General features: G+C 49.6%; 2 protein-coding genes. Both read right to left on the reverse strand.

Features of this window, described 5'->3' with window-relative positions:
• Nucleotides 1-178: 178 nt before the first annotated feature.
• Entirely contained in the window at nucleotides 179-1,117 is a 939-nt protein-coding gene (gene secF, locus AC812_RS16990; protein WP_061917242.1) for a protein translocase subunit SecF, read from the reverse strand.
• 11 nt (nucleotides 1,118-1,128) lie between these two features.
• Nucleotides 1,129-2,466 (reverse strand): protein translocase subunit SecD, encoded by a 1,338-nt coding sequence (gene secD, locus AC812_RS16995; protein WP_061917239.1) that lies wholly within the window; start codon nucleotides 2,464-2,466, stop codon nucleotides 1,129-1,131.
• Nucleotides 2,467-2,817 lie beyond the last annotated feature (351 nt).

Consider the following 2,817-nt stretch of genomic DNA (forward strand, 5'->3'; position numbering starts at 1 on the left):
TAGCCCACAATCTACGAAAATTGGCTGCCTGATCAACAGCCAATTTTTTTTGCTGGTCAAAACGGGTTTATTTGACCTGTTTTTCCTTACCAAAAGGGCTGCCTAGATGTTCTTTCCAGACAGCCCCTGTGTGTAATCCGTTGAGGATGTTCAGGCCTCCTTACAGAGGTTGAGTCCATCAGGCGCTGGCATTTTGCTTGCGGAACCAGGTGCGCCACTCTTTGTTTTCCCAAACGACCAGGATTGGGGCGGCTACGAAAATTGAGGAGTACGTTCCGCTGAACAAACCAACCAGCAGGATGACTGCAAATTCCCGCAGGGTGACTCCGCCAAACAGGGCCAGGGCAAGCAGCATAAACTCAACCGTCATCAATTGGGTATTGATTGAACGCTGCAGGGTTTGAACGATGGAGTGATTGGCCAGTTTTTCAAAGGGCAGTTTCCGTAAAAATGCACTGTTTTCTCGAATACGGTCAAACACCACAATCTTATCCTGTGTGGAAAAACCGATGACGGTCAGCAAGGCGGTCAGGAACAAGGAGTCCATCTGCCATCCCCACAGGACAGATCCAATGCCGGTGATGCTGAAAACTACCAGAATATCGTGAATCATGGCGATGATGGCGCACACCCCGTAACGGAAGGCATGGGGGATACCGCGGAAAGCGTAAGTGATGTAGAGGACTACCGCCAGCGCTGCAACAGCAACTGCGAGAGCAGCACGATTGGTCACCTGGGCCGCAATCACCGGGCCAACACTGTCGAAGCGATTGACCGTAATTTGCTCAACCCCAAACCTCTCTTCCATGGTGCTGACGACTTTGTTCTTGGCCTCCTCGTCCATGAAAGGAGAGCGAATGACCAGAATATCCCGTTGACCGGAAGGACCGGCTGCGGTTTGAACCTGTACTTCCCGAAAACCCATTTCGTTGTAGATTTGCACCACTTCCTCGGTGGGAGGTAAATTAGTGGTCGGGAATTGAAGCTCAAGGATGGTACCGCCGCTAAAGTCAATTGCCAGTGGCAAACCATTGATGGCCAGGATGATCAAACCGGGCAAAATGACCAGCAATGAGAGGGCAAAAAAGTAATAGCGTTTTCCAAGAATATCTAACATGGTGTTTGCCTCTATATTCCGAATAATTCGGGACGTTTTTCGGGTTCCTTGATGGATTCAAGGAATAGACCCAGCAAGGTGCGCGTGACAAATAAAGCCGTGAAAAGGCTGACTACTACGCCAAGGGCCAGGGTGAGGGCAAACCCTTTGACAAAACTGGCGCCGAAAGCAGAACCAAACCAGAACAAAATGCCACTGGTGATCAGCGCGGCAATGTTCGAATCACGGATGGACGGCCAGGCCCGCCTCCAACCGAGGTCAATCGCCTGTCGAATGGTTCGTCCATTCCGCAACTCTTCCTTCAATCGTTCGAAAATCAGAATGTTGGCATCCAATGCTGAACCCGTACTGAGCAAGAAGCCGGCAATACCCGGTAAAGTCAGGGTGACCGGGATGGCTTTGAAAATGGCGAAAGTCAAAAGGGCGTAGAAAATGAGCGAAAGATCAGCCACAAAACCGGGTACGCGGTAGTAAATGGCCATGAATAACATGACAATGGCAAAGCCGATCAGACCGGCGATGAGGGATTTCTCAAGGGAATCTTGACCAAGGGTGGGGCCGATGACACGAATTTGTTCGATGTTGAGCGGGATTGGCAGCGAGCCATATCGCAATTGTACGGCGAGGGAATTGGCGCTTTCAGCAGTGAAACCACCCCGAATCACGCCCTGTCCGTCTTTGATGGGTTGCTCGATGACCGGCGAGGAAATCACTTTTTTATCCAGAACAATGGTCAAATACTTGCCGACATTTTGAGTAGTCCACTCTTCGAAAATCTTGCCGGCTTCCGGGTTAAATTCAATGGCGACTTCGTACTCATTCAGTTGACCGCGTACAACTCCCACGGATTTCAAATCTTTACCAGTGAGAATGGTATGGTAGCGGATCTTGCCATCCTCTTCCGTGGGCTGAGTGACTGGTTCGGGCAAGCCAAAGTCGGTCAAAATTTCGGTACCGGGGGGTAAGGGCGTGTTTCCGGTGTCAACAAATTCCAGCTGACCGACCTGCCGAATTGGATTGATGACCTCTTCGGCATCCGTAGCCCCGGGAAATTCACCAACGATGATCCGTTCACCAGCGGTTTGGAAGACCACTTCGCTGACGCCTAAAGCGTTCGAACGGTTCTCCAAAATGGTGGCGGCGTCCTGTAAATTTTGTTGGGTTACGGCAATTTCCGGGGGGACGCTCAGAATGACTTGCATTCCCCCGCGTAAATCCAGACCAAGCACCGTTTCCAGTTTTTTCTCAAAGGAACCAATCTTGATTCCCGGATTGTTTGGTAAATCTATCCAAACTGCCAGAGCAAAAATTATGAGAATGACGATCAAGTTGACAAGACGACGATTCATTAATGCCAGGCCTCCGATTCATGCAAATGCCAGCGCTCCGCTGGCGATGGGGAAGATTATACTCCCATTAGTGCAGGTTTGGTAGGGAGGCGGTTCTCCGATGAGTGATTTTGAAATTTGAGATTGTTGAAAAACAAATAACTGGGATTGACGAAAAGGGGAAAACCTTAATACAATCGAACCAAACCACTTTGGAGATCAGCGGGATGGAAAAGCAGCGTTTTGAAGAAACCGGCAAAGGATCATTTTTTGGGGACTATCTGTACGACCAAGTTGTAGCAGCCGATCATTTTTTGCGGAAATTGAATGAATTGATCGAGTGGAAACACTACACCCGCAAGTTAATTCGGC

Origin of the sequence: Bellilinea caldifistulae, assembly GCF_001306055.1 — a bacterium.
GTDB lineage: Bacteria > Chloroflexota > Anaerolineae > Anaerolineales > Anaerolineaceae > Bellilinea > Bellilinea caldifistulae.